This is a genomic window from Serratia sp. YWN4 (genome assembly GCF_055790845.1).
On sequence record NZ_CM147696.1, the window covers coordinates 282,451 to 303,761 of the forward strand.

A 21,311-nucleotide genomic window follows, 5' to 3' on the forward strand; every position below is an offset into this window, starting at 1 on the left:
CAACAATATCGGCCTGCCGTTTTTTTTGCTAGAATGGCCACCCATTCACGGTAAGCCAGTTCATTGATAATGAAGAAAAAACGGCCGGTGCTCCAAGATGTCGCAGATCAGGTTGGCGTCACCAAGATGACGGTGAGCCGCTATTTGCGTAACCCCGATCAGGTTTCTGCGGCTTTACAGCAGAAAATTGCGATCGCGCTGGACGATCTTGGCTACATCCCCAACCGTGCTCCAGATATTCTTTCCAATTCCACCAGCCGCGCGATTGGTGTGCTGCTGCCGTCGCTGACCAACCAGGTGTTCGCCGAAGTGCTGCGTGGCATTGAGAGCGTGACCGATGCGCATAATTATCAGACCATGCTGGCGCACTATGGCTATCTGCCGGAGCGTGAAGAAGAACGCCTGACGTCTTTGCTGTCTTACAACATTGACGGGCTGATCCTGTCCGAGCGTAATCATACCCCGCGCACCTTGAAAATGATCGAAGTCGCCGGGATCCCGGTGGTCGAATTGATGGACTGCGTATCGCCATGCATCGATTTGGCGGTAGGGTTCAACAACTTTGAGGCCGCCCGGCAGATGACGCAGCAAATTATCGCGCGCGGCCATCGCCATGTGGTGTATTTCGGCGCGCGGCAGGATGAGCGTACTCTGATCAAACAGCAGGGCTATGAACAGGCGATGCGTGAATCCGGCCTTGAACCGCACAGTATCATGACCGCGCGCTCGTCTTCCTATTCTGCCGGTGGCGAACTGTTGCTTGAGGCACAGCGTGATTACCCGCAGATCGACAGTATTTTTTGCACCAACGATGACTTGGCGATTGGCGCGGCGTTTGAATGCCAGCGTCAGGGGCTGTCGATCCCGCAGGATATGGCGATTGCCGGTTTCCACGGCCACGATATCGGCCAGGTGATGGTGCCGAAGCTGGCGAGTGTGCTGACGCCGCGTGAGAGTATGGGGCAGATCGGCGCGGAACGCCTGCTGGCCCGTCTGCGTGGTGAAACGGTTGGCCCGCGTATGGTTGACGTCGGTTTCACCGTGATCCCCGGCGGCAGTATCTGAACCAGGGCGCACATCTGCGCCCTTAGCCCATTTATTTCTGTAGTTCGGCCACGCAACGGCTGACCACGCCTTCGATATCGGTGTCGATATCAATGCAGATCACATCTTGCTCGTCGATTGTGGGTTCTTCCAAAGCGTCAAACTGGCTTTTCAGCAGGTCGGTCGGCATAAAGTGCCCGGAACGCGCTTTCAGGCGCGCCAGAATCACATCGAAGCTGCCTTTCAGATAAATAAACACCATGTTTTCGTTATCTTTGCGCAGCAGATCGCGGTAGCGGCGCTTTAGCGCGGAGCAGACGATGATCCCATTTTCATTTTTGTGATTCAGGCTGTACGCCGCATCATTAAGGCGCTGCAACCAAGGAACACGGTCATCGTCATTCAACGGTTGCCCGCTGGCCATTTTCTGGATATTGGCGCGCGGATGCAGATCGTCGCCATCAATGAATTTTGCCTGGATTTCCCGTGCGACAGCCGCGCCAATCGTGGATTTACCGCTACCGGAGACGCCCATCAGGATGATGCTTTTTCCCGCCATAAGTTTGATCTCTATCTCAGAATAACAATTTTGCCTAGGTTGATGGTTCCGAATCTTATCATGTTACCGGTATCATGATACGGGTAACAAATGGAGATGTGACTATCATCACAAAGGATAGAACCAGGGGCAGTCGTCTGTACTCAATCGCACTCAAGTGGCCCAATAACACCAGGAAAGGGCCGTAAAACTAAAACCAAACACCCTCTTTCGCTGCCGTTTTGCGAAGAGGCTAAGTGATAAAAGAGTTGGAGAAAAATTATGCCATTAGTGATTGTTGCAGTCGGCGTAGCCATGCTACTGCTACTGATGATCCGCTTTAAACTGAACGGCTTTATCTCGCTGATTCTGGTCGCGCTAGCGGTTGGGATCATGCAGGGCATGCCGGTGGATAAGGTGATTGGTTCCATCAAGGCCGGCGTTGGCGGTACGTTGGGTGGTTTGGCGCTGATCATGGGCTTTGGTGCCATGCTCGGCAAACTGTTGGCGGACTGCGGCGGAGCACAGCGCATCGCTACCACTCTGATCGACAAATTCGGCAAACAGCATATTCAATGGGCGATTGTGCTCACCGGTTTTACCGTTGGTTTTGCGTTATTCTACGAAGTGGGTTTCGTGTTGCTGCTGCCGCTGGTGTTCACCATCGCCGCTTCTGCGCGTATTCCGCTGCTGTATGTGGGGGTGCCAATGGCTGCGGCGCTGTCCGTGACCCACGGTTTCCTGCCGCCGCACCCTGGTCCAACCGCTATCGCCACCATTTTCCATGCGGACATGGGTAAAACCCTGCTGTTCGGTACCTTGCTGGCGATCCCAACCGTGATTCTGGCGGGCCCGGTGTATGCCCGCTTCCTGAAAGGCATCGATAAACCGATCCCTGAAGGTTTGTACAACCCGAAAACCTTTACCGAAGAAGAGATGCCTGGCTTTGCCGTCAGCGTGGCAACCTCGCTGGTGCCGGTGATCCTGATGGCACTGCGTGCGGTGGCGGAAATGGTGCTGCCAAAAGGCCATGCCGTTCTGCCTTATGCTGAGTTCTTCGGCGATCCGGTAATGGCGACGCTGATTGCGGTGTTGATCGCGATCTTCACCTTCGGCCTGAACCGTGGCCGTAGCATGGATGAAGTGATGGCGACCGTGACGGAATCCATCAAAATCATTGCCATGATGCTGTTGATCATCGGCGGTGGCGGTGCGTTCAAGCAGGTGCTGGTGGATAGCGGGGTGGATAAGTACATCGCCAGCATGATGCAGAGCAGCGGCGTTTCGCCGATCCTGATGGCCTGGTCGATTGCGGCGATACTGCGTATTGCGCTGGGTTCTGCCACCGTCGCGGCGATTACCGCAGGCGGTATCGTTGCACCGTTGATCGCTACCACCGGGGTCAGCCCGGAGCTGATGGTGATCGCCGTGGGTTCAGGCAGCGTGATCTTCTCGCACGTTAACGACCCAGGCTTCTGGCTGTTCAAGGAATACTTCAACCTGACCATTATGGAAACCATCAAGTCCTGGTCGGTGCTGGAAACTATCATCTCAGTTTGCGGCCTGATCGGCTGCCTGCTGTTGGCGATGGTGATTTAACGCTTTAACGCTAGGGCGCAGCAGCGCCCTAGCGTGGCTACAGCTTCATATAGGCTCGGATACCGTCCAGAAACATTTGGGTGGAGAGCATCACCAGAATCAACCCCATCAACCTTTCCAGCGCGTTCACCCCTTTGCTGCCCAGCAGGCGCAGGAACAGGCTCGACATCAGCAGGATCGCCGCCGACAACCCCCAGGCAATCAACAGCGCCACCACCAGATGTGATAACTGGTTAGGATACTGATGCGAAAGCAGCATCAGCGCCGCCAGAATCGACGGCCCGGCCACCAGCGGAATGGCGAGCGGCACCAAGAAAGGTTCTTCACCGGCAGAAAGGCCGGTACTGTTGCCCTCCTGAGACGGGAAAATCATCTTGATGGCAATCAGGAACAGGATAATCCCGCCGGAGATCGATACGGTTTCGGTACGCAGGTTGAGAAACGCCAGAATACGCTCACCGGCAAACAGAAAGACCAACATCAGCAGCAAGGCGATCAGCAGTTCGCGGATCAGCACCACCCGGCGGCGACGGGGCTCCAGGTGCTTGAGCACCGACATAAAAATCGGCAGGTTACCCAGCGGATCCATGATTAAAAACAGCAGCACCGTGGCCGAAATCATCTCTGTCATCATTACCTCAAAATCTGAAAAATGCACCGATGGCTCCGGCAGCACCCTGGTCTCTACATCCCCATCTCTTAGAAGAATGGCAGATATATAAGAAGCATTGCTGAGAATCGCTCAGTCATCGAATAAATTCACTTTGCGCCTGCGTCGACATTTTGTAAGGTGGGTAGATATTGCACACCACTTACGACAGTGTCGTTTATCCCCAAGGCAGGACTGTAAATTATGAAAAACGTTGGTTTCATCGGTTGGCGCGGTATGGTCGGCTCTGTACTTATGCAACGCATGACAGAAGAGCGCGATTTTGACGCCATTCGCCCGGTATTCTTTACCACCTCGCAGCACGGCGCTGCCGCCCCGGTTTTCGGCGGCCAACAGGGTACGCTGCAAGATGCGTATGATGTTGAGGCGCTGAGCGCACTCGACATTATTATCACCTGCCAGGGCGGTGATTACACCAACGAAATCTATCCAAAGCTGCGTGCAACCGGTTGGAAAGGTTACTGGATCGACGCTGCTTCCTCTCTGCGCATGAAAGATGATGCCATTATCATCCTTGACCCGGTGAACCACGACGTGATCCAGGAAGGGCTGAATAAAGGCATCAAGACCTTTGTTGGGGGTAATTGCACGGTCAGCCTGATGCTGATGTCACTGGGTGGCCTGTTTGCCAACAACCTGGTGGAGTGGGCGTCGGTAGCCACCTATCAGGCGGCATCCGGCGGTGGCGCACGTCATATGCGTGAACTGCTGATGCAAATGGGCATGCTGCACGCCGACGTCGCAAAAGAGCTGCAAAGCCCGGCTTCGGCCATTCTGGACATCGAGCGTAAGGTCACTGAAGCCACCCGTTCCGGCAAGTTGCCGACCGATAACTTTGGCGTGCCTTTGGCTGGCAGCCTGATCCCGTGGATCGACAAACAGTTGGATAACGGCCAGAGCCGCGAAGAGTGGAAAGGCCAGGCGGAAACCAACAAGATCCTCAATACTTCGGCGATTATTCCTGTCGATGGTCTGTGTGTCCGCGTCGGCGCGCTGCGCTGCCACAGCCAGGCATTCACCCTGAAGCTGAAAAAAGATGTGCCGCTGGCGGAAATCGAACAGATGCTGGCAACGCACAACGACTGGGTGCGCGTGATCCCGAACGACCGCGAACTGACCATGCGTGAACTGACGCCTGCGGCGGTGACCGGTACGCTGAACACACCGGTCGGCCGTCTGCGTAAGCTGAATATGGGCCCGGAATATCTTTCTGCGTTCACCGTCGGCGATCAGTTGCTGTGGGGGGCTGCTGAACCGCTGCGCCGCATGTTGCGTATTCTGTTGTAGGATATTTAGTTGCATTGCATGAATAATCACTAAGCCACAAAAAACTCAATAGCCCGCACATATAGCGGGCTTTTTTATGTGCATGGCATTATGGCCCTCACCAAAGCGCACATTTAGTTTGTACCTGCCGGAGCAATGCCATGTTAGACCACCAAGCCGTAGATCAGACGCTAATCAGTGCAGCCTACCAAAAAGGTTTCACCCTGGACGGCAAATACTTGCTGGAGATCCGCACCAGCGTAGCAGCATTACTGGCCACTAAGGAACGCCACAAGCAGCGCATGACCGCACCGCTCTATCAGTTGAAGAAGCCAGCACCGCGCCGGTCGCTTCTGTTTAATTAAGTTGCGCTTAATAACTCGACATATCTTGATGTAGTCTTACCGTAAGGACGCTTGAGCATGTTAAGCGTTTCTATGCTTCACGGATGGAGATCTGTGATTAACGGATTTTTGCTCTCTCATAAACAAGGATATGGCATGGAAAAGCAGCACACCAACGCACTGACACCGGAGATTTTGAGTAGCCTGGACACCTCCCCGTTCACTGCGGCGGAACTGGCCGAGATGAGCGAGGAATACCGCGCCGTGATTGACGAGCAGATCACATTTCGTCAGCAGCATCCGGTGACGACCATTTACCGGATCGCAATCGCGGGGAGTCTGACGCGGCAGGGCGGTGTGGCCGATGAATTCAACCCGGAACCGGGAGAGGGATGCAAGATCGCGAGGGATAATGGGCCGTTGACGAGCATTCTAACGGAAGGCTGCACCGTCAGCTATCCAGATGGGACGACGGCGCGGATTGTCAGCAGCGCCGGGAGTGCGCATTCGATAGGAGGGCTTGGTGTCGCGTTGGTTGGCAGTGTGCTCGATAACGGAGATGAGATCATCAGTACACCACAGTCTTTAGGTCTGCTAGCCCGTCATGCTGGTGTGGCGATGCCGGAGGATTTTCTGCGTGTGCCAGGGGGTGAATGATGGGCTACCGTCCTGATATAGACGGGCTGGGGCAGGCGCTGGGTGATGATAAAACGACGACGGGTGCCCGTCTTATCTCGTCGATCCCCCTTAGTCGGGTGAATATCAATGGTCGTAGCATCATAAGGAAGGATGACCGGACGACCCCCTGCCCGAAATGCGGGAAAACCGGGCGGATAGTGGAGACTGCCAAAAGAAATCGTTCTTTCATGGGGATTAATATTGCGGTAGATGGGTGCAAGGTGATTTGTGGTTGTCCGGATGGTAGCAACCGGATAATTGCCCCACTGGGGAGTTGGTTGGGGCCAGGACCGTCGCCCGAGAAGGTGGCACGGGAAAAGCAGGCCGCGCTGCTGGTCGAGCGACAGGCGGCAGAGGAAAAGCAATTGGTGGAAACGCGAGAGCGTAGCCGAGTGTTTGCCAAGTCCTGTGAGCGTGGAGATGGTTGTACTGATGCCGGAGAGCAGCAAGAACCGCATACCAACTTTGCGCCAGTAGGCTATTTCCGGGCGGTGCCGCTTCCTGAGCCTGAACAGAATGCACAGGCGGCGAAGCGTGTCAAACCCGCACCAGTGGCGGCGAAGAAAGCGAAACCGGGCTGGTATACCTGGCTGTTTGGTGAGGGTGAGAACGTGGCTGCGGCTGCGGTCGCAGTGCCAGCCAGTAAGGTGTTTCCGTCCGGTTCGGCGGCGCTGGAGTGGCTGGGCGGCCGCTTTGCGACGCAGGGCAGTTGGGCCATTCGTGCGGCGACAGCGTTTGGAGAAGTGGCGGCTGCGGGAGTGGGGGCGCCGGTCGCCGCTGCCGTGGTCGGCATGATGCCGGGCAAGCTGAACGAGGGGGAGCAGGACTTTATCGACAAGATGCGGCTGTCGCAGATTGCGAGCATGAAAGGAGTTGCCCCGACGCGGGTGCGTTTTGCCTGGGAAGATGCGGGTAATGGCCGTATGCAGCCGAAGGGGTATCATACCCGCGAGGGCAGCGGGTTAGATCAGGTGCCAGTACGCGAAATGACGTTCAACAGCTACAGCGGGAACTATGAGTTCACCACGGACGGCCCGGGCGCGATCACCATCTACTGGAACCCGGCCAAGCTGGATTTTGAGGTTCCGCCGCACACCGGCCATCAGGATGAACCGTATCTACCGACGACAATCACGGTGTTGCCGATCCCGGAGAAGGTGGGGAGTGATATCGAAGTTTACCCGGCCCCGGAAGAGAGGGATTTTCGGGATTACATCCTGATATTGCCTATACCGGATATGCCGCCGGTTTATATCTACCTGAGCAAGCCGCCAGTGAACTTGCTAGACGTGGATCTATACAGCAATCTGAATGGACGACCGCGGCAGGGTACACATGCGGATCATATGCCATCGGCGGCAGCGGTTAAGGCGCATCTAAAGCGTAAATATCCAGGGCTGGACAAAAAAGAATATGACGTCATGGCGAAAGACGTTGCCGCGATAGTTATCCCTGCTGATATTCATCAAAAGCTGAGTGCCACGTATGGCGGCAGGAATACCCCAGAGCAGATAGATCAGGACTCCAGAGACTTACGGGCGGCACTGGAACGCGACATTGAAACCATCCGCCCAGCTCTGAAAGAGTATGGTGTAACGGATGAGCAGATCGACGAGTCCAAGGTCAAGATGCACAAACTTAACCAGGAGCAGGGGTTATACGAATGACCGTCAATATTGAAGCGCTAATCAACAGCCTAGGTAAAACCTATCAGGAAATTTTTGAAGTAGGGCTTATACCTTACAAAACAAAGCCAACGGGTTTTTCCGGTGACCCAGACTTGAGTATAGACATGGCAAGGGAAGGGCTTTACCTGTCATTTAATCGAAGTGATAAAGTCTTTACAGAAATGACGCTCACTTTGCTTGATGAGAAAAAGCCAAAATACAGATTCCCCAATGAACTACCATCGCCGTTGGTGCCTGAAATGACGCGTTTATGGGTGCATGAGCAGTTTGGATCGCCAGATAAATCACATCCGCCGCAAATCATCATGAAAAGACAATTCGGATGGAAAGACCTGTTCACCATGATGGATTTTCGGATACCTACCAGCATGCGTATTACTTACGATTTGGATGATCGGGTTAAAGCGGTGACCTTCCTGCCTACCTCAGAAGTGTGCTGGTAAGCCTGTAATTAGCCAAGCCACCGCCAGCTAGGAAGGTTTCTCTTGGCTGGCGATTTTGCTTTTTGAAATCAGCGGCACAATCACCCATGAACTGTTAGGGTTATGACTGCCGTCACTGCGCTGGTGTAATCAGATAAGTGTAGCTCTTACCCTATCCAGGTAATCGGCTTTGACCTGCTGGCGCTGGAATTAATGATCCACCAGCGGGCGAATGTTTATCAATACCAACATGCTGAGGCATAAAAAGATGCTGTTTGATTAGATTAACAGCAATCACTTTTGGTAAGGTGGGGGAGTGAGGTTTTAGTCTGTTTGACAGAATCGGAATAAGCCAACTAGGAGGTACTCTGTTTTGATGTGTACCCCTATTTGTACCCAATTTACCTAGATGAAGTTGCCGCCCGCTTCGTGTAAGGGCTTAAAGTCTCAATCCGTATTCTGCTGTAAACCTTTGCCCAACAGACCTCAGGATGCACTGTATCCTGAGGTCCAGTGGGATAAGCTGAACTTCCTGAGGGCTGGTCTCTTTCGGCCCTTTAACACCCTGTTTTCAACAATGTCTGTTCTCTGTACATGCAACCCACCCTTTGTCGTTTCTGGTGCAAGGGGACATGGAAAAATCGCTGAAAGAGGGAATGAAACACTGCCGTAACATGCATGTCACAAAGCCGGTAGCAGCGCAAAGAGGCTACCCGATCTGCCGTTTTTCCAATGCAAAATTTTCCTTTGTAATCATCAATGCTTCAACAGACTTTGGCTATGCTTGTTAGGCTGGCGAATTCATACCGATTAACGGTGAGTATTTGTCTGAAAAGTAGACATAAAGAGCGTTATTTCGGCTTTTAAGGATGCAAATTAATCAATAACCGACCGAAATCACGCTTTAGGTTCTGAATGAATTGCATGATAGACACAACGGCTGCTTTTAGGTGTAGCCCCTTAAGAGTCATGCTCTTAATCTAAGGAAGAATGCCATGCCTGTACTTCCCGATCGTGACGTGATCAATCAGATAATTTCCGGCCACTATGCCGATCCTTTTGCCCTGCTGGGTATGCATGTTACAGAGCGCGGGTTGCAAATTTGCGCTCTATTACCGGACGCAGGTTCCGTGTGGCTGGTGGAGAGCAAAACCGGTAACCGTTTGGTTCAGCTCAATTGTGACGATGCGCGCGGCTTTTTCAGTGCCATCGTACCGCGCCGTAAAACCCCTTTCCGCTATCAGCTCGAAGCCAGTTGGCGCGATCACCAGCAAATTATCGAAGACCCTTACCGTTTTGGCACTCTGTTGCAGGATATCGACAGTTGGTTGCTGGCAGAGGGCACCCATCTGCGGCCCTATGAACGATTGGGGGCTCACCCCGGCGAACTCGATAGCGTAGAAGGTGTCAGCTTTGCCGTGTGGGCACCGAATGCGCAGCGCGTTTCTGTGGTTGGCGAGTTTAACTTCTGGGACGGCCGACGCCACCCAATGCGCCTGCGCAGAGAGAATGGGATTTGGGAACTGTTCCTGCCGGGCGTCAAGGCCGGGCAATTGTATAAATACGAGATTATTGACTGCTACGGCAATGTCCAACTGAAAGCCGATCCTTATGCTTTTGAAGCGCAGATGCGGCCGGATACGGCGTCGCTGATTACCCCTCTGCCCGCCGTGGTGGAAAATACCCCCGAGCGGCGGCGGGCCAATGATTTTGATCGCCCCATTTCAATTTACGAAGTGCACCTTGGCTCATGGCGGCGTCATACCGACAACAATTTCTGGCTCAGTTACCAGGAACTGGCCGATCAGCTGATCCCTTACGTCAAAGAGATGGGTTTTACCCATATTGAACTGCTGCCGCTCAACGAACATCCGTTTGACGGCAGTTGGGGTTATCAGCCGTTAGGGCTGTATGCGCCGACGCGTCGTTTCGGTACTCCTGCGGAGTTCAAAGCCTTTGTGGCTGCGGCGCATAAAGCCGGGATTAACGTGATACTCGATTGGGTGCCGGGGCATTTCCCAAGCGACGCCCATGGGTTGGCGAACTTCGACGGCACGGCGCTGTATGAATATGCCGATCCGCGCGAAGGGTTCCATCAAGACTGGAATACCCTGATTTACAACTATGGCCGCCACGAAGTGCGTAACTATTTGGCGGGCAATGCGTTTTATTGGTTGGAACGTTTTGGCATCGATGGGCTGCGTGTGGATGCCGTTGCTTCGATGATCTACCGCGATTACAGCCGTGCCGACGGCGAGTGGGTGCCGAACTATTACGGCGGTAATGAAAACCTGGAGGCCATCTCCTTCCTGCGCTACACCAACCAGACGTTGGGCAAAGAGCGGCCAGGGGCGGTGACGCTGGCGGAAGAGTCTACCGACTATCCGGGGGTAACGCTGCCGCCGGAGGCCAACGGTTTGGGGTTCCATTACAAGTGGGATCTGGGCTGGATGCATGACACGCTGGATTACATGAAATGCGATCCGGTACACCGTAAATATCATCACAACATGATGACGTTCGGCATGCTCTACTCCCACACCGAGAACTTTGTGTTACCGATATCGCACGATGAAGTGGTGCACGGTAAACGTTCTATTCTGGACCGTATGCCGGGCGATGCGTGGCAAAAATTCGCTAACCTGCGGGCGTACTACGGCTTCATGTGGGCACATCCGGGCAAAAAGCTGCTGTTTATGGGCTGCGAGTTTGCTCAGGGCCGGGAATGGAATTTCGATACCAGCCTTGATTGGCACCTGCTGGAAGGAACGGATGGTTGGCACAACGGTGTACAGCGCCTGGTGCGCGATCTCAACCACTGTTACCAGAACCATGCGCCGCTGTATGAGCGTGATTATCAAGCCGGTGGTTTTGAGTGGTTGGTGGTGGATGATCATGAAAACTCGGTGTTTGCTTTTACGCGTTACGACTCGCATGGCAATGAACTGATTGCCATCAGCAACTTTACCCCGGTGCCGCGCCATCATTATCGCATCGGCGTTTCTCGCCCCGGTGAATACCGTGAAATCCTCAATACCGATTCGCACCATTACCACGGCAGTAATGCCGGTAATCAGGGGCGGGTGATTGCGGAATCGATCGGCAGCCATGGCCGTGAGTATTCGATCAGCATCATGGTGCCGCCGTTGGCAACGGTGTATTTGCTGCGGGAGGTGCAATGATTGCACTGACCCCCGGCCTCGCTGCGCCTTTAGGGGCTTATTACGATGGTAATGGCATCAACTTTACGCTGTTTTCTGCCCACGCCACGCAGGTGGAATTATGCCTGTTCGACGCCGAGCTGCGGGAAACACGTTTGCCGTTACCGGCACGCAGCGGTGACATCTGGCATGGTTATTTGCCGGGTGGTGAGCCGGGGTTGCGTTATGGTTTCCGGGTGTATGGCCCGTTCGAACCGCAGCAGGGGCTGCGGTTTAACCCCAATAAGCTGCTGCTCGACCCTGCCGCCCGCGCGGTAGAAGGGCCGGTGGCCGATCACCTGCATCTGCATGGCGGTTATGACCAGCCGGATCCGCAGGACAGCGCGTCGCTGATGCCAAAATGCATTGTGATCGATGAACGCTACGATTGGGAAGACGATCGCCCACCGGCAACGCCGTGGCGTAAAACGGTGCTCTACGAAGCCCACGTGCGTGGCTTGACGTTGCTGCACCCGGAAATCCCGCCGGTGTTGCGCGGCAGCTTCGCCGCCCTCGGGCATCCGGTGATGATCGCCTACTTCAAGCGGCTGGGGATTACCGCGCTTGAACTGCTGCCGGTGCAGCAGCACACCACGGAGCCGCGTTTGCAGCGCCTGGGGTTGATCAACTACTGGGGCTACAACGTACTGGCGCCCTATGCGCCGGATAATCGCTATTCCAGCCTGAGAACCGAGATGACGCCGCTGCGTGAGTTTCGTGATGCGGTAAAGGCGCTGCATAAGGCGGGGATTGAAGTGATTCTCGATGTGGTGTTCAACCACAGCGCAGAATTGGATCTCGACGGGCCGACGCTGTCACTGCGCGGCATCGATAATCCGAGTTATTACTGGCTTGAACCCGATGGCGACTACGTTAACGCCACCGGCTGTGGCAATACGCTGCGGTTGGATCAGCCAGCAGGAGTGGCGTGGGTGATGGATTGCCTGCGTTTTTGGGTACGTGAGTGCCATGTTGACGGTTTCCGTTTCGATCTTGGCACCGTGTTAGGCCGTACACCGGCGTTTGACCGCGACGCACCGCTGTTTCAGGCGATGCTGGCGGACGATACGCTGGGGCGTTGCAAACTGATTGCCGAACCTTGGGACATTGGTTCCGGCGGCTATCAGGTTGGGGCGTTTCCCGGTCGTTTTGCCGAATGGAATGACCATTTCCGTGATGATATCCGCAGCTTCTGGCTGCAAGGGCATCTGTCACTCGGTCAGTTCGCCCGGCGTTTTGCTGCCTCCAGCGATGTGTTCAACCAACGTGGGCGCGCGCCTTATGCCAGCATCAATATGCTGGCGGCCCACGACGGATTTACCCTGCAGGATGTAGTGAGTTTCAACCAGAAGCACAACCAGCCGAACGGCGAAGGAAACCGTGATGGCAGTGACCATAACTTTAGCTACAACCACGGTGTTGAAGGCCCAGTCGCTGACGACGCCATTGTGCAACACCGTAGGGTCAGTCAGCGGGCGCTGCTTGCCACGTTGCTGCTGGCTCAGGGAACGCCGATGTTGCTGGCCGGCGATGAACATGGACACAGCCAGCAAGGCAACAACAATGCCTATTGTCAGGATAACGAAACCACCTGGCTCAACTGGGCCAAGGCGGATGATTCCCTCACCGCATACACCGCCGCGCTGATCCGCCTGCGCCAGCAAATCCCTGCTTTGCAGCAAGATTGCTGGTGGCAAGAGGGAGACGGCAGCGTGCAGTGGCTGAATGTGCATGGGCAACCGCTCAGTGCGCAGGAGTGGGAACAGGGCGATCGGCTGTTACAGATCCGCCTGTCACAAGGCTGGCTGCTGGTGATCAATGCCACGCCGCAAGCCGTTGAGATGACGTTACCTGAAGGGGATTGGCAGGTTGTTGCCCCCTTTACGCAGGAAGAAGATTCACGGGCGGAGTTACCCGCCTGGTGCCAGGCTGCGCATTCGCTTTGCGTGCTGGCAGAAAAGAAAAATTAAAAGGAGTCAGCTATGGTTAGGTTTGAGAGTAAAGACCCCCTGATGTTGGCGCGCCAACTGCCGAATAAAACCGTTGCCCTGATATTGGCTGGTGGCCGTGGCTCGCGTTTGAAAGATTTGACCTCTACCCGTGCCAAACCGGCCGTGCATTTTGGCGGTAAGTTTCGCATCATTGATTTTGCCATGTCGAACTGTCTGAATTCGGGGATCCGCCGGATGGGCGTGATCACCCAATATCATTCCCACACGCTGGTGCAGCATATTCAGCGTGGCTGGTCGTTCCTCAATGAAGAGATGAATGAGTTTGTCGATCTGCTGCCTGCCCAGCAGCGCCAGAGTTCCGATCACTGGTACAAAGGCACCGCCGATGCGGTGTACCAGAACCTGGATATTATCCGCCGTTACGATGCGGAATACGTGGTGATCCTGGCCGGTGACCATATTTATAAAATGGATTACTCGCGCATGCTGATCGACCACGTGGAGAAAGGGGCGCAGTGTACCGTGGCCTGTATTCCGGTGCCGATCAGCCAGGCCAGCGAGTTTGGTGTGATGAAGGTGGCCGATAACGACCAGATCCTGGAGTTTCTTGAGAAGCCGGAAAATCCGCCCGCCATGCCGGGTAATCCGGAGATGGCGTTAGCCAGCATGGGGATTTATGTCTTCAATGCGAAATATCTGTTCCGGTTACTGGAAGAGGATATGGCGACGCCGGATTCCACTAACGATTTCGGCAAGGATCTGATCCCGAAAATCACCGCACAAGGGGAAGCCTGGGCGCATCCATTCACCATGTCCTGCGTCACTTCCAGCCCGGATGCACCGCCGTATTGGCGTGATGTCGGGACGCTGGATGCCTATTGGCGTGCTAACCTTGATCTGGCATCGGTAACGCCGGAGCTGGATATGTACGATCGCGCCTGGCCAATTCGCACCTATATGGAGCCATTGCCGCCTGCCAAGTTTGTGCAGGATCGTTCCGGCAGCCACGGTATGACCATGAACTCGCTGGTGGCTGGCGGCTGTATTGTTTCCGGTTCGGTGGTCGTGCATTCGGTGCTGTTCTCGCGTGCGCGAGTGAACTCTTTCTGCACCATTGACTCTTCAGTATTACTGCCTGATGTGAACGTTGGCCGCTCTTGCCGCCTGCGTCGCTGCATTGTCGACCGTGCCTGCCAAATTCCGGAAGGGATGGTGATCGGCGAGAACGCTGAAGATGACAGCAGACGTTTTTATCGTTCAGAAGAAGGCATTGTGCTGGTGACGCGTGAAATGCTGTCAAAGCTGTAGGCATTGGCTGAACCCGTGGGCGCTCGCTGCGCCCTCTATCTCTGCAAAGAAGTTTTTGCCGAATTTCAGGAGTGAGAATGCAGGTTTTACACGTATGTTCTGAAATGTTCCCTCTGCTTAAAACGGGTGGTCTTGCAGACGTTGTTGGTGCATTACCGGCGGCACAAATTGCCGCAGGTGCGGACGTTCGGGTGTTGTTACCGGCTTTTCCTGATATCCGTAACGGTATTCCGGACACCGTACTGGTGGCGGAGATCGACTCTTTCGCCGGGCGGGTGGGTTTGCGGTATGGCACCTATCACGGCGTCGGGGTTTACCTGATTGATGCGCCTTGGCTGTATGACCGGCCGGGTAGCCCGTATCACGATCAGTCAATGAACGCTTATCCGGATAACCATCGCCGCTTTGCGTTGCTGGGGTGGATTGCCTGCGAACTGGCGAAAGGGCTGGATCATTACTGGCGGCCAAAGGTAGTGCATGCGCATGATTGGCATGCCGGGTTGGCCTGCGCCTATCTGGCGGCCAATGGTTATCCTGCACGCTCTATCTTCACCGTGCATAACCTGGCCTATCAGGGGTTGTTCTCTGCCCATCATATGGCGGAGCTGTGGTTGCCACCGTCGTTCCTTAATCTTTACGGTTTAGAGTTCTACGGTCAGATCTCATTCCTTAAAGCCGGGCTGTTTTATGCCGATCATATCACTACCGTCAGCCCGACCTATGCGCGTGAAATCACCCGCGCGGAGTTTGGTTACGGCATGGAAGGGTTGTTGCAGGATCGTCAGCGGCAAGGCCGGTTGAGCGGCATTCTTAACGGTGTGGATGACAAGATCTGGGATCCGTCCCACGACGCACGTCTGACCGCCCGTTATGACGCCGATCGCTTGAAAGACAAAGCGAAGAACAAGATTCACCTGCAAAAGGCCATGGGTTTGCAGGTGGATGAGTCTTTGCCGCTGTTTGCCGTGGTCAGCCGCCTGACCAGCCAAAAGGGGTTGGATCTGGTGCTGGATGCCTTGCCCGCGCTGCTTGATCAAGGAGGGCAACTGGCGTTGCTGGGAGCCGGTGATGCGGTGTTGCAGCAGGCTTTTCTGGCGGCTGCGGCCGATTATCCAGAGCAGGTCGGTGTACAGATTGGCTATCATGAGGCGTTCTCTCACCGGATTATCGGCGGGGCGGATGTGATTTTGGTGCCGAGCCGTTTCGAGCCTTGCGGCTTGACTCAGCTTTATGGTTTGAAATATGGAACGTTGCCGCTGGTGCGTCGCACTGGCGGGCTTGCGGATACGGTAGTGGACTGCGCGCTGGAGAATCTGGCCGACGGCACTGCCAGCGGATTTGTGTTTGATGATTGTGACGCCGTTGCCTTGAGTAACGCGATCCGACGCGCCTTGGTACTGTGGAGCAGGCCGAAACACTGGCGCCACGTACAACGCCACGCCATGGGCCTGGACTTTGGTTGGCAGGTTGCGGCAAAGGATTATCTGTCGCTTTATCAACGCTTGTTGTAATTACGCACTTGGGATCGAATCATTATGACTTCACCGTTTAGTTACACCTCACCTACGGTCAGTGTGGAAGCGCTGAAACACTCTATTGCCTATAAACTGATGTTTATTATCGGCAAAGATCCGGCGATCGCCACCCAGCACGATTGGCTGAACGCCGTGCTGTTTGCGGTGCGCGACAGGATGGTGGAGCGCTTTCTGCGCTCGAACCGCGCCCAGCTTTCGCAGGATGTGCGGCAGGTCTATTACCTGTCGATGGAGTTCCTGCTCGGCCGTACGCTATCAAACTCATTGTTATCCATGGGGATTTATCAGGATATTGAAAACGCTCTGGATGAAATGGGCCTGAACCTGAGTGAGTTGCTCGAAGAGGAAAACGATCCTGGTCTGGGTAATGGTGGCCTGGGGCGTTTGGCGGCCTGTTTCCTTGACTCGCTCGCCACGCTGGCGTTGCCAGGGCGGGGCTATGGTATTCGCTATGAATACGGCATGTTCAAGCAGAACATCATTAATGGCCAGCAGATGGAATCACCGGATTACTGGTTGGAATACGGTAACCCATGGGAGTTTCCGCGCCACAATACCCGTTATAAAATCCGTTTTGGCGGGCGTATCCAGCATGAGGGCGCGAAAGCGCGCTGGGTAGAAACCGAAGAGATCGTGGCCATTGCTTACGATCAGGTGATCCCAGGTTTTGATACCGACGCCACCAACACGCTGCGCTTGTGGAGTGCCCAGGCCAGTAACGAAATCAACCTGGGTAAATTCAACCAGGGCGACTACTTCGCCGCAGTGGAGGACAAAAACCACTCCGAGAACGTATCGCGCGTGCTCTATCCTGATGATTCCACCTATTCTGGTCGTGAATTGCGTCTGCGGCAGGAGTATTTTCTGGTGTCGGCAACGGTGCAGGATATTCTCAGCCGCCATTGGACGATGCACAAAACCTTCGACAATCTGGCCGATAAGATCGCTATCCACCTCAATGATACCCACCCGGTATTGTCCATTCCTGAACTGATGCATCTGCTGATTGATGAGCATAAATTCAGTTGGCTGGATGCCTGGGCGGTGGTGGAGAAGGTGTTCTCTTATACCAACCACACGCTGATGAGCGAAGCGTTGGAGACCTGGCCGGTCGATATGCTGGGTAAGATCCTGCCGCGTCACTTGCAGATTATTTTCGAAATCAACGATCATTTCCTTAAGCATGTTCAGGAAGTGGTTCCAAATGACAACAAACTGTTGGCGCGTGTCTCTATCATTGACGAAACCAATGGCCGCCGGGTGCGTATGGCATGGTTGGCGGTGGTGGCCAGCCATAAAGTCAACGGCGTTTCCGCATTGCACTCTGAGCTGATGGTGCAGTCGCTGTTTGCTGATTTCGCCCGCGTATTCCCCGATCGTTTCTGCAATAAAACCAACGGGGTAACGCCGCGCCGCTGGCTGGGCCTGGCTAACCGGCCACTGTCGGAAGTGCTGGATGACAGCATTGGCCACAACTGGCGTACCGATCTCAGCCAACTCAGTGACATCAAACCTAACGTGGATTACCCGAGTTTCTTGCAAGCGGTACAGGCGGCTAAGCGCCAGAACAAAGAGCGTTTGGCGAGCTACATTGCTAAGAAACTCAACGTGGTGGTGAACCCGGATGCGTTGTTTGACGTGCAGATCAAACGTATTCACGAATATAAGCGTCAACTGCTTAACGTGCTGCATGTGATCACTCGCTATAACCGTCTGTTGCAGGATCCGGAAACCAAACGTGTGCCACGCGTGGTGATTTTTGCCGGTAAAGCGGCTTCGGCTTATTACGCGGCCAAGCAGATCATTCGTTTGATCAACGATGTGGCGAAGGTGATCAACAACGATCCGCGTGTGCATGACGATTTGAAAGTGGTGTTCATTCCGAACTATGGCGTAAGTCTGGCGCAGATGATCATTCCGGCGGCGGATCTTTCCGAGCAGATCTCGCTGGCGGGTACGGAAGCCTCAGGCACCAGTAACATGAAGTTTGCCCTCAACGGCGCGTTGACCATCGGCACGCTGGACGGCGCTAACGTCGAAATGCTGGAGCATGTCGGGGAAGAGAATATCTTCATTTTCGGTAATACCGCCGATCAGGTGGAAGATCTGCGCCGTGCTGGCTATAACCCGCGTCAATATTATGAGCAGGATGCCGAGTTGCATCAGGCACTGACGCAGATTGCCACCGGTGCGTTCAGCCCGGAAGAGCCACAGCGCTACAGCAACCTGTTTGATTCACTGGTTAATCTGGGCGATCACTATCAGCTGCTGGCGGATTACCGCAGCTATGTGGATACGCAGGACAAAGTGGATGAGGTGTATCTCAATCAGGACGACTGGACGCGGCGTGCGATACTGAATATCGCCAATATGGGCTATTTCTCTTCTGACCGTACTATTCAGGAGTACGCGGATGAGATCTGGAACATCAAGCCGATCAAGTTGTAAGTGAAAAGAGAGAGAGGCTCAGCGTGCTGGGCCTCTCTTTTTTTCTTGAGATTAAGAGGCCAGCGACAGCGCTTTCGGTTTCGCGTGTTCTGCCAGCCAGGTTTTCACCCGCGCCTGCTGTGCTTGATCGAGCCACATGCCCAGCTTGGTGCGGCGCCAGATGGCATCATCCAACTCAACCACCCACTCTTTCTCCACCAGATAGTTCAGTTCCGCCTCATACAGACCATGACCGAAGTCTTCGCCCAGTTCGCTCAGGCTACCGGCGTTCGCCAGGATCAGTTCGCTGTGGCTGCCATAAGTGCGGGCGTAGCGGCGCGCCAGCGACTCTGGCAGCCAACTGTGCTGGCGGCGCAGTTTGGCGGCATAGCTGTCACGATCGCCGCCGATGTCGCCACCGGGCAGCGCGCCATTTTTGGTCCACGCCGGGCCAGCGCCAGGGTAGTAATGCGCCAGTTTTTCCATCGCATGCTCAGCCAGCTTACGGTAGGTGGTGAGTTTGCCGCCGAACACGGAAAGCAGGGGAGCCTTGCCCTGATCGTCGTGGACATCCAGCGTGTAGTCGCGGGTGACCGCCTGCGGCGAATCCGATTCATCATCACACAGCGGGCGCACGCCAGAGTAGGTCCAGACGATATCGTCACGGCCCAGTTGTTTCTTGAAGTGATCGTTATATACCTTCAACAGATAGTCGATTTCGTTGTCGTCGATCTTCACGTCTTTCGGATCGCCGTGGTATTCCACGTCGGTGGTGCCGATGATGGAGAAGTCATCCAGCCATGGAATCACGAACACAATGCGGTGATCTTCGTTTTGCAGAATGTAAGACTGCGGCTGGTTATGCGCCTTCGGTACCACAATGTGGCTGCCTTTGATCAGGCGGATACCGTAAGGGGATTTGAGTTTCAGGCCGTCGTCGAAGAAATGCTTCACCCACGGGCCGGTGGCATTGACCAACCCTTTGGCGCGCCAGGTCAAGGTTTTGCCGCTGTCGATATCGGTGGCTTCCACCATCCACAGGCCATTTTCACGCCAGGCGCGGGTGACTTTAGTGCGGGTACGCACCTCGCCGCCACGTTCAACCACTTCCTGCGCGTTCAATACCACTAGGCGTGCATCGTCTACCCAGCAGTCTGAATATTCGAAACCGCGCGTTAATTCCGGCTTCAGTACCGATTCTGGTCCAAAACGCAAACCTTTACTGCCTGGCAGGCTGGTGCGTTTACCCAAGTGATCGTACAGGAACAGGCCGGTGCGGATCATCCAGGCTGGGCGTAAATGCGGTTGGTGCGGCAGGCGGAAGCGCATTGGAAAGGCGATGTGCGGTGCCAGTTTGAGCAGGACCTCACGCTCGGCCAGTGCTTCGCTCACCAGGCGGAATTCGTAGTGCTCCAGGTAGCGCAGGCCACCGTGGATCAGTTTTGAACTGGCGGAAGATGTCGCACAGGCCAAATCTTGCGCTTCCAGTAGCAGAACGGACAGCCCACGCCCGGCCGCATCTGCCGCGATGCCAGCACCGTTAATGCCGCCACCGATCACGATCAAGTCTTTGGTTTCCACGTTAACTTCCTCCAGATGTTCGGAATAGCTCTTTAATGTTCGTTTTCGCTCATCATTGTAATCAGAAACCAACAAACAAGCCAAGAGTTAACCAAACAAAAACATTTTTGCGTGATAGAGGTAACGATTCAGTGATGATAGGTATACAAACTGAAGGGGTATCGCTGTGCCGCTCTGCCTCTTTTAGGAGAACGCTTCAGTTCCCTCTCCACGGTGGAGAGGGTGGATAGGGGAGGGGGTTAGCAGAGTTCCAACTGCACGTCGTACTGCTCGATGATCTTCATTACGCTCGGCGGCGGAGCCTGGTCGGTAAACAGGTAATCAATCAGGTTCATATTGCCCAGGTTAACCATCGCATTACGGCCGAACTTGGAGTGGTCAGTCACCAGCATCACGCAGCGGGAGTTTTCGATAATTGCGCGTTTGGTGCGTACTTCATGATAATCGAACTCGAGCAGCGAGCCGTCCATATCGATCCCACTGATGCCGAGAATGCCGTAATCCAGGCGGAATTGGGAAATAAAGTCCAGCGTGGCCTCACCCATAATACCGCCGTCGCGGGTACGCACTTCGCCACCGGCCAGGATCAGACGGAAATCCTCTTTGGCGGTGAGCAGGGTGGCGACGTTCAGATTGTTGGTCACGACACGCAGGTTTTTATGATTCATCAGCGCATGGGCCACCGCTTCCGGGGTGGTGCCGATATCGATAAACAGCGTGGCGCCATCGGGGATCTGGCTGGCGACGCGTTGGGCGATGCGCGCTTTCTCTTCGGACCACATCACTTTGCGATCGTGGTAGGCGGCATTGACCGAGCTGGACGGTAGCGCCGCGCCGCCGTGATGGCGTTGTATCTTGTTCTGATCGGCCAGGTCATTCAAATCACGGCGAATAGTTTGCGGGCTGACGGCAAAATGCTCGACCAACTCTTCCGTACTGACGTAACCCTGCTGACGCACCAATTCGATAATGGCGTCATGACGCTGTGTCTGCTTCACGATAATCCCCTAAAACGCCCGGTGTCTTTCAAGCCGCCGACTTATCGGCTGCCGCCCGAAA

Annotated in this window: 17 protein-coding genes; 13 read left to right on the top strand and 4 right to left on the bottom strand. The window is 54.8% G+C overall.

Translation table 11 applies throughout. The features are described from left to right. Positions 1 to 69 precede the first annotated feature (69 nt). Positions 70 to 1,065, top strand: coding sequence for a gluconate operon transcriptional repressor GntR (gene gntR / locus ACX9GT_RS01295; protein WP_473189485.1), 996 nt, complete (start codon positions 70 to 72; stop codon positions 1,063 to 1,065). A gap of 31 nt (positions 1,066 to 1,096) precedes the next feature. Here gntR and ACX9GT_RS01300 read toward each other — a convergent pair whose 3' ends face one another. Next, on the bottom strand, positions 1,097 to 1,603 hold the full coding sequence (locus tag ACX9GT_RS01300) for a gluconokinase (RefSeq protein ID WP_473189486.1): 507 nt from the start codon (positions 1,601 to 1,603) through the stop codon (positions 1,097 to 1,099). A 261-nt stretch (positions 1,604 to 1,864) separates the two neighbouring features. Here ACX9GT_RS01300 and gntT point away from each other — a divergent pair, with 261 nt between their 5' ends. Further along, positions 1,865 to 3,181 (top strand): gluconate transporter, encoded by a 1,317-nt coding sequence (gene gntT, locus ACX9GT_RS01305; RefSeq protein WP_459400448.1) that lies wholly within the window; start codon positions 1,865 to 1,867, stop codon positions 3,179 to 3,181. Positions 3,182 to 3,218: 37 nt separating this feature from the next. Here the strand turns inward: gntT and ACX9GT_RS01310 are convergent, their stop codons facing one another. After that, complete coding sequence (locus tag ACX9GT_RS01310) at positions 3,219 to 3,812, bottom strand: YhgN family NAAT transporter (RefSeq protein ID WP_459402891.1); 594 nt, start codon at positions 3,810 to 3,812, stop codon at positions 3,219 to 3,221. A 222-nt stretch (positions 3,813 to 4,034) separates the two neighbouring features. Here ACX9GT_RS01310 and asd point away from each other — a divergent pair, with 222 nt between their 5' ends. The 11 genes from asd (at position 4,035) to glgP (ending at position 18,692) form a co-directional block, all read left to right on the top strand. After that, a complete protein-coding gene (gene asd / locus ACX9GT_RS01315; protein WP_459400447.1) occupies positions 4,035 to 5,138 on the top strand; it encodes an aspartate-semialdehyde dehydrogenase in 1,104 nt (367 codons plus the stop codon). A 140-nt stretch (positions 5,139 to 5,278) separates the two neighbouring features. Further along, complete coding sequence (locus ACX9GT_RS01320) at positions 5,279 to 5,482, top strand: hypothetical protein (protein WP_473189487.1); 204 nt, start codon at positions 5,279 to 5,281, stop codon at positions 5,480 to 5,482. Positions 5,483 to 5,590: 108 nt separating this feature from the next. Continuing rightward, positions 5,591 to 6,118: a hypothetical protein gene (locus tag ACX9GT_RS01325; protein ID WP_473189488.1), complete on the top strand. Its 528-nt coding sequence runs from the start codon at positions 5,591 to 5,593 to the stop codon at positions 6,116 to 6,118. After that, positions 6,115 to 7,806: an S-type pyocin domain-containing protein gene (locus tag ACX9GT_RS01330; protein WP_473189489.1), complete on the top strand. Its 1,692-nt coding sequence runs from the start codon at positions 6,115 to 6,117 to the stop codon at positions 7,804 to 7,806. Before ACX9GT_RS01325 ends, ACX9GT_RS01330 begins: the two co-directional genes overlap by 4 nt. Beyond that, positions 7,803 to 8,270: a DUF6392 family protein gene (locus ACX9GT_RS01335; protein WP_473189490.1), complete on the top strand. Its 468-nt coding sequence runs from the start codon at positions 7,803 to 7,805 to the stop codon at positions 8,268 to 8,270. Before ACX9GT_RS01330 ends, ACX9GT_RS01335 begins: the two co-directional genes overlap by 4 nt. A 611-nt stretch (positions 8,271 to 8,881) precedes the next feature. Continuing rightward, positions 8,882 to 9,040 (top strand): hypothetical protein, encoded by a 159-nt coding sequence (locus tag ACX9GT_RS01340; RefSeq protein WP_473189491.1) that lies wholly within the window; start codon positions 8,882 to 8,884, stop codon positions 9,038 to 9,040. Positions 9,041 to 9,244: 204 nt separating this feature from the next. Continuing rightward, the gene (glgB, locus tag ACX9GT_RS01345; RefSeq protein WP_473189492.1) at positions 9,245 to 11,431 is read left to right on the top strand and encodes a 1,4-alpha-glucan branching enzyme; all 2,187 of its coding nucleotides are present in this window, start codon (positions 9,245 to 9,247) and stop codon (positions 11,429 to 11,431) included. Next, positions 11,428 to 13,419: a glycogen debranching protein GlgX gene (gene glgX / locus ACX9GT_RS01350; protein ID WP_473189493.1), complete on the top strand. Its 1,992-nt coding sequence runs from the start codon at positions 11,428 to 11,430 to the stop codon at positions 13,417 to 13,419. Before glgB ends, glgX begins: the two co-directional genes overlap by 4 nt. 12 nt (positions 13,420 to 13,431) lie before the next feature. Continuing rightward, positions 13,432 to 14,709: a glucose-1-phosphate adenylyltransferase gene (gene glgC, locus ACX9GT_RS01355; RefSeq protein ID WP_473189494.1), complete on the top strand. Its 1,278-nt coding sequence runs from the start codon at positions 13,432 to 13,434 to the stop codon at positions 14,707 to 14,709. Positions 14,710 to 14,786: 77 nt separating this feature from the next. After that, positions 14,787 to 16,220: a glycogen synthase GlgA gene (gene glgA, locus ACX9GT_RS01360; RefSeq protein ID WP_473189495.1), complete on the top strand. Its 1,434-nt coding sequence runs from the start codon at positions 14,787 to 14,789 to the stop codon at positions 16,218 to 16,220. 24 nt (positions 16,221 to 16,244) lie between these two features. Further along, positions 16,245 to 18,692, top strand: coding sequence for a glycogen phosphorylase (gene glgP / locus ACX9GT_RS01365; protein WP_473189496.1), 2,448 nt, complete (start codon positions 16,245 to 16,247; stop codon positions 18,690 to 18,692). A gap of 51 nt (positions 18,693 to 18,743) precedes the next feature. Here glgP and glpD read toward each other — a convergent pair whose 3' ends face one another. Both glpD and ACX9GT_RS01375 read right to left on the bottom strand, forming a co-directional pair. Continuing rightward, positions 18,744 to 20,252, bottom strand: coding sequence for a glycerol-3-phosphate dehydrogenase (gene glpD / locus ACX9GT_RS01370; protein WP_473189497.1), 1,509 nt, complete (start codon positions 20,250 to 20,252; stop codon positions 18,744 to 18,746). A 239-nt stretch (positions 20,253 to 20,491) separates the two neighbouring features. Continuing rightward, entirely contained in the window at positions 20,492 to 21,250 is a 759-nt protein-coding gene (locus ACX9GT_RS01375; protein WP_459400433.1) for a DeoR/GlpR family transcriptional regulator, read from the bottom strand. Positions 21,251 to 21,311 lie beyond the last annotated feature (61 nt).

Bases quoted from the DNA above. Each gene is read 5' to 3' on its own strand.
- glgB (WP_473189492.1), top strand. From the start codon at position 9,245: ATGCCTGTACTTCCCGATCGTGACGTGATCAATCAGATAATTTCCGGC.
- glgX (WP_473189493.1), top strand. From the start codon at position 11,428: ATGATTGCACTGACCCCCGGCCTCGCTGCGCCTTTAGGGGCTTATTAC.
- ACX9GT_RS01320 (WP_473189487.1), top strand. From the start codon at position 5,279: ATGTTAGACCACCAAGCCGTAGATCAGACGCTAATCAGTGCAGCCTAC.
- gntT (WP_459400448.1), top strand. From the start codon at position 1,865: ATGCCATTAGTGATTGTTGCAGTCGGCGTAGCCATGCTACTGCTACTG.
- glgP (WP_473189496.1), top strand. From the start codon at position 16,245: ATGACTTCACCGTTTAGTTACACCTCACCTACGGTCAGTGTGGAAGCG.
- ACX9GT_RS01310 (WP_459402891.1), bottom strand. From the start codon at position 3,812: ATGACAGAGATGATTTCGGCCACGGTGCTGCTGTTTTTAATCATGGAT.
- glgC (WP_473189494.1), top strand. From the start codon at position 13,432: ATGGTTAGGTTTGAGAGTAAAGACCCCCTGATGTTGGCGCGCCAACTG.
- gntR (WP_473189485.1), top strand. From the start codon at position 70: ATGAAGAAAAAACGGCCGGTGCTCCAAGATGTCGCAGATCAGGTTGGC.
- ACX9GT_RS01340 (WP_473189491.1), top strand. From the start codon at position 8,882: ATGGAAAAATCGCTGAAAGAGGGAATGAAACACTGCCGTAACATGCAT.
- ACX9GT_RS01300 (WP_473189486.1), bottom strand. From the start codon at position 1,603: ATGGCGGGAAAAAGCATCATCCTGATGGGCGTCTCCGGTAGCGGTAAA.
- ACX9GT_RS01330 (WP_473189489.1), top strand. From the start codon at position 6,115: ATGATGGGCTACCGTCCTGATATAGACGGGCTGGGGCAGGCGCTGGGT.
- asd (WP_459400447.1), top strand. From the start codon at position 4,035: ATGAAAAACGTTGGTTTCATCGGTTGGCGCGGTATGGTCGGCTCTGTA.
- ACX9GT_RS01335 (WP_473189490.1), top strand. From the start codon at position 7,803: ATGACCGTCAATATTGAAGCGCTAATCAACAGCCTAGGTAAAACCTAT.
- glgA (WP_473189495.1), top strand. From the start codon at position 14,787: ATGCAGGTTTTACACGTATGTTCTGAAATGTTCCCTCTGCTTAAAACG.